A 5,460-nucleotide genomic window follows, 5' to 3' on the forward strand; every position below is an offset into this window, starting at 1 on the left:
GGGAGCCCCGCGAGCGCGGGGGCGCCGGCGATGCGCGCGATGCGCCAGCGCACGCGCGCGACAACGACCTCGGCGGCGAGGCGGGCGACCAGCGCCTGGTGCCCGAGCCGCGCCGCGCGCGCCGAGCGGCGCGCCGCCCAGACCAGCAGCAGCGCGACCACGAGCGCCGGCAGCACGACCGCCGCCGGCAGCAGCCACGGCGCCTGGAAGAAGCGGACCCAGTCGGCGTTCACGGCGCGGCCCTCACGGCAGCGGCCCCCGCCACGCGAGCAGCCCGAGCTCCAGCGCCAGGCAGCCGAGCGCGAGGCCGAGCGGCCAGCGGTACTCCTCGGTGAAGCGGACGTAGGTGCGCGCGCGCACCGGCGTGCGCTCCAGCCGGTCGATCTGCTCGTAGATCAGGCGCAGCGCCTGCGCGTCGCGGGCGCGGAAGTACCGCCCGCCGGTGGTGCGCGCGACCTCGGTCAGCAGCTGCTCGTCGATGCGCACCGGGCGGTTCTCGTAGCGCAGCCCGTACAGCCCGCGCCCGACCGGCACCGGCGCCATCCCCTCGGTCCCGACGCCGACGGTGTAGATGCGGATCCCGAACTGCGCGGCAGCGCGCGCCGCGGTGCGCGGGTCGACGGTGCCGCGGTTGTTCTCGCCGTCGGTCATCAGGATGATCACGCGCGACCGCCCGGGCGACGACCGCAGCCGGTTGGCCGACGTCGTGATCGCGGTGCCGATCGCGGTGCCGTCCTCCAGCTGTCCGGACTGGATCGCGTCGACGGCGGCCAGCACCACGGGATAGTCGGTCGTGAGCGGGACCTGCGTCAGCGCCTCGGCCGCGAACGGGACGATCGCGATGCGGTCCGAGTTCCGGTTGGTGACGAACTCCTTGATGCGCGCCTTCGCGACCTCGAGCCGGTTGTTCGGCTGGAAGTCCTCGGCGAGCATCGAGCTGGAGATGTCGAAGGCGATCACGATGTCGATCCCCTCGCTCGTCGACGTCTCGGCGCGGGCGCCGGTGCGCGGGCGCGCCAGCGCGACGACGCACCCGGCGAGGGCGACGAAGCGCAGCGCCGACAGGGCGCGCACCACCCGCTGCCCCGCCCGCGGCCCGCGCGCCAGCACCGCCGCGCGCGAGAAGACGATCGCGCCGCGGCGTCGGCGCCGGCGCCACCACCAGAGCCACGGCAGGAGGAGCAGCAGCGCCAGCACCCACGGCGCCGCGAAGTCGAGCCCCCCGACCGTGAACGAGCCGCCGAGGCGGTCCAGCCACTCGCGCCAGTTCACGCGGCCCGCTCCCCGCGGTCGTCGTGGAGGGCGCGCCGGCGCTGCTCCTCCTCGTACCGCTTCTGCGCGTCGCGCTCCTCGCGCGCCCGCGCCTCGGCCTCCTCGCGCTCGCGCGCCTCGCGCGCCGCGATCCCCTGCTCCACCGCGTCGACGACGCCGCGCGCCTCGCGCCCGGCCTCGGTCGCCGCCGCGGGGGCGAGCGGCAGCGCCGCGAACTTCACGAGGTCGGTCAGGTCGAGCAGCGCGTGCAGCCGCTCCTGCGGCACCTCCTCGCGCGCGGCCAGCGCCGCGCGCAGCTCCACCGACGTGTGCGACGGGTCCGCCTCGGAGAGCCGCGCGACGAGGTAGTCGCGCAGGATCTCCTCGGCGAGCGCGGCGTGGCGCCCGGTCTCCCCCGCCTCGACCAGCCGCATCCCGTCGAGTCGGTCGAAGGCGGCGACGGCGGCCGCGTAGGCGCCGCCGGCCACCGGCGCCGGCCGGCGGCGCCGCAGCCACCGGCGCGCGAGCAGGAGCAGGAGCGCCAGCAGGGCGAGCAGCGCCAGCGCCAGGAGCAGCCACTGCAGCCACCAGAGCCCGGGGTCGGCGATCGGCTCGCGCGCCGGCTTGGGGACGCGCTGCGCCGAGTCGGCGGGGAGCACGCTGCGCACGTGGACCTGGAGCGCGCGAAGCGGGACGCGCCGCTCCGCGCCGTCGATGCGCACGACCACGTCGCCGAGCGTGATCGGCAGCGTCCCCACGTCCCACGCCGCGAGCCGGTAGACGGCGGTGACGTCCACCGCGTCGCCCGGTGTCGTGCGGTCGCGCCGCGGGTCGAGCCCCTCGACCGCCGACGCCGAGTCGGGCGCGGTGGGGAAGGTCACCGCCGCGCCCGCGGGGGCCTGGATGCGGACGCGCAGCTCGAACGGGTCGCCGACCGTGACCGTGTCGGCGGACAGCGCGGTGCCGAGCCGCACGCGCGCCGCGTCGGCGGCCGGCTGCGGGGCCGGCTGGGCGGACAGGGGCGCGGCCAGCGCGAGCAGCGCGGCGAGGAGGCGGAGCGCGCGCATCACCGGCGGGCGCGCGTCTCGCGCGCGCGGAAGAACTTGAGGAGCGGCTCGACGTAGCCGGCGTCGGTGCGCACCGGCACCTCGTCGATCGCCAGCCGCCGCAGCAGCCGCTGGCGCGCGTCGCGGCCGCGCGCCACCTCGGCGTCGAACGCCTGCCGCACGCGCGGGTCGCTCGTGTCGACGTCGACCTCCTCCCCCGTCTCGGGGTCGACGAAGCGCGCGAGCCCCACGTCGGGGAGCGCCAGCTCGCCCGGGTCCTCGAGCGTCACCGCCACCACGTCGTGGCGCAGCGCCAGCCGCTTGAGCGGGCGCTCGAGCGCCGGGTCGTCGAAGTCGGAGACGATGAACACGATCGCCTTGTGCGACAGCATCCGCCCGAGGTAGTCGGCCGCCGAGGCGACGCTGGTGCCGCGCCCCTCCGGCTCGGCGACCAGCAGGTCGCGCAGCAGGCGCAGCGCGTGGCGGCGCCCCTTGCGCGGGCGCACCACGTGCTCGACGCGGTCGGTGAACAGCACCAGCCCGACGCGGTCGTTGTTGCGCACCGCGGCCAGCGCCAGCACCGCCGCCAGCTCGGTCGCCAGCTCGCTCTTGAAGCGGCGCGCGGTGCCGAAGCGCTCGGAGCCCGACAGGTCGACCGCCAGCACCACGGTCAGCTCGCGCTCCTCCTCGTACTGCCGGACGAACGGGCGGCGCATGCGCGCGGTGACGTTCCAGTCGATCGCGCGCACCTCGTCGCCGGGCTGGTACTCGCGCACCTCGGCGAACTCCATCCCCTGCCCCTTGAACACCGAGCGGTACTCGCCGGCGAACAGCGAGTTCACCGGGCCGCGCGTGCGCAGCTCGATGTACTTCACCTGGCGGAGCACCTCGGGGGGCACCGCCGGCGCGCGCTCGGCGGGGGGCGGCGCGACGCGCACGCGCCGCCCCGGGAGGCGCTCCCCCGTGGCCTCGTCGTGCGCGAGGCGCGCCGCCGACCGGGAGAGCGGGAACCTCACGGGCTCTCGATGCGCTCCAGCACGCGCGTCACGACGTCGTCGCTCGTCACCTCCTCCGCGTCCGCCTCGAACGAGGTGAGCACGCGGTGGCGCAGCACGTCGGGGGCGATCGCCTTCACGTCGTCGGGGGTGACGAAGGTGCGGCCGCGCAGGAAGGCGTGCGCGCGCGACGCCTGCGCCAGCGCGATCGTGGCGCGCGGGCTGGCCCCGAACTCGATCAGCGGCGCCAGGTCGCCGAGCCCGGACTCGGCGGGGTGCCGCGTGGCGTGCACGATCTCGACGATGTAGTCGACGATCCGCTCGTCCATGTACAGCTCGGAGATGCGGCGGCGCGCGTCGAGGATCTCCTCGGGCGACGCGGTGGGCGAGACGACGATCGGCTCGCCGCCGGCCATGCGCCGCATGATCTCCTTCTCCTCCTCGCGCGTCGGGTAGCCGACGCGGAGCTTCAGCATGAAGCGGTCGAGCTGCGCCTCGGGGAGCGGGTACGTCCCCTCCTGCTCGATCGGGTTCTGCGTCGCCAGCACGAGGAAGGGCTCCTCGAGCTTGAAGGTCTGGCCGCCGATCGTGACCTGCTTCTCCTGCATCGCCTCGAGCAGCGCGCTCTGCACCTTGGCGGGGGCGCGGTTGATCTCGTCGGCGAGGATCACGTTGGCGAAGATCGGCCCCTTCTTCACCGAGAACGACCCCGTCCCCTGGTCGAACACCTGGGTGCCGACGACGTCGGCGGGGAGCAGGTCGGGGGTGAACTGGATGCGCTGGAACGAGGTCCGGATGGCCTCGGCGAGCGTCCGCACCGTCAGCGTCTTGGCGAGGCCGGGGACGCCCTCGAGCAGGACGTGGCCGCCGGTCAGGAGCCCGATGAGCAGGCGCTCGACCATGTACTCCTGCCCCACGACGCGCCGGGCCACCTGCCGCACGACGCCCTGCACCAGCGCCGCGTCGGCCGACGCGGCTTGCGTGATCGTTCCCACGTGTGGTTCGCGCTCTCGGTGGATGCGGCGGGCCCCGGTGGCCCGCGACGCCGCTGACGCTCGCTGCCCTCCGCCTCCCGTTCAAGAACGGGACCGCCGAGCGAGCCCGGCGGTCCAATCCCTCGTACACCCTCGAACGGTCCCGCTCCTCCGGCTGCCTGCGCCCTGCTACGCGTCGAGATCGTCGAAATCCGGGTCGCGGCGCGGCTTCGGCGCCGCCTGCACCAGCGCCTCGACGAAGCGCAGCTCCGTCCCCGACAGGGGACGCACCGCGCCCGGCGGGAGGGCACCGAGCCGGACCGGCCCGAAGCGCACCCGCACCAGCCGCTCGACCTCGAGGCCGAGCGCCTCGCAGACCCGGCGCACCTCGCGCGTCTTCCCCTCGCGGATGGTCAGCTCGAACTCCCACCGGCGGTTGCCGAGGGGGCGCGACTGGACCTCGGTCGGGCGGACGATCCCGTCGTCGAGCTCGACCCCCTTCCGCGCCTCGCGCACGGCCGCCGTCACCGGGCCCCGCACCGTCGCAACGTAGGTGCGCTCGACCTCGTGGCTCGGGTGCGTGAGCCGGTGCGCCGCGTCGCCGTCGGTGGTGAGCAGCAGGACGCCCTCGGTCATGTAGTCGAGGCGCCCGACGTAGGTCAGCCCGGGCGTGTCCGGCACGAGGTCGAACACCGTCGGCCGTCCCTCCGGGTCGCGCCGCGTGGTGATGACGCCGGCCGGCTTGTGCAGCACCAGCCAGTGCGCCGCCACGGGGCCCTTCACCGGCTTCCCGTCGAGGGTCACCGCGTCGCGCGCCGGGTCCACGGTCTGGCCGAGCTGCGCCGGGCGCCCGTTGACGAGCACGCGCCCGGCGGCGATCAGCGTCTCGGCCTCGCGGCGCGACGACAGGCCGGCGCGGGCGAGCACCCGCTGCAGCCGCATCGGACCCGTGGCCGCCGGGGCGGCCGGGCGCGCGCGCCTGGGCCGCGCCGTGGCCGAGGACTTCGTCGCCGGACGGCCGGCCGGGCGCGCCGGTCGGTCGCCGGGCGCCGGACGAGCGGAGCGCTCGGAGCGCACCGGGCTCTCCGCACGCATCGGACGCTCGGACCGCATCGGACGCTCGGGCCGCGCCGCCGGCGAGGCGCGCTCCGGTCGCGCGGGACGCGACGGCCGCTCCTCCCGCACCGGCGGGCG

5 protein-coding genes and 1 pseudogene are annotated in these 5,460 nt (G+C 76.1%); all 6 read right to left on the reverse strand.

The window, feature by feature from the left end:
* A pseudogene (locus PYV61_RS20320) lies at positions 1 to 233 on the reverse strand (hypothetical protein); the annotation flags it as partial.
* Positions 234 to 243: 10 nt separating this feature from the next.
* Positions 244 to 1,272: a VWA domain-containing protein gene (locus PYV61_RS20325; protein WP_275835044.1), complete on the reverse strand. Its 1,029-nt coding sequence runs from the start codon at positions 1,270 to 1,272 to the stop codon at positions 244 to 246.
* Complete coding sequence (locus PYV61_RS20330; protein ID WP_275835045.1) at positions 1,269 to 2,318, reverse strand: hypothetical protein; 1,050 nt, start codon at positions 2,316 to 2,318, stop codon at positions 1,269 to 1,271. Before PYV61_RS20330 ends, PYV61_RS20325 begins: the two co-directional genes overlap by 4 nt.
* Positions 2,318 to 3,313, reverse strand: a complete 996-nt coding sequence (locus tag PYV61_RS20335; RefSeq protein WP_275835047.1) for a DUF58 domain-containing protein — start codon at positions 3,311 to 3,313, stop codon at positions 2,318 to 2,320. Before PYV61_RS20335 ends, PYV61_RS20330 begins: the two co-directional genes overlap by 1 nt.
* The gene (locus tag PYV61_RS20340; protein WP_275835049.1) at positions 3,310 to 4,287 is read right to left on the reverse strand and encodes a MoxR family ATPase; all 978 of its coding nucleotides are present in this window, start codon (positions 4,285 to 4,287) and stop codon (positions 3,310 to 3,312) included. Before PYV61_RS20340 ends, PYV61_RS20335 begins: the two co-directional genes overlap by 4 nt.
* A 168-nt stretch (positions 4,288 to 4,455) precedes the next feature.
* On the reverse strand, positions 4,456 to 5,208 hold the full coding sequence (locus PYV61_RS20345) for a pseudouridine synthase (RefSeq protein ID WP_275835051.1): 753 nt from the start codon (positions 5,206 to 5,208) through the stop codon (positions 4,456 to 4,458).
* Positions 5,209 to 5,460: the final 252 nt, after the last annotated feature.

The organism is Roseisolibacter sp. H3M3-2, assembly GCF_029211165.1.
Taxonomy (GTDB): Bacteria; Gemmatimonadota; Gemmatimonadetes; order Gemmatimonadales; family Gemmatimonadaceae; genus Roseisolibacter.

Excerpts from the sequence above, each read along its gene's own strand:
- PYV61_RS20345 (WP_275835051.1), bottom strand. The coding sequence starts at position 5,208 with ATGCGGCTGCAGCGGGTGCTCGCCCGCGCCGGCCTGTCGTCGCGCCGC.
- PYV61_RS20330 (WP_275835045.1), bottom strand. The coding sequence starts at position 2,318 with ATGCGCGCGCTCCGCCTCCTCGCCGCGCTGCTCGCGCTGGCCGCGCCC.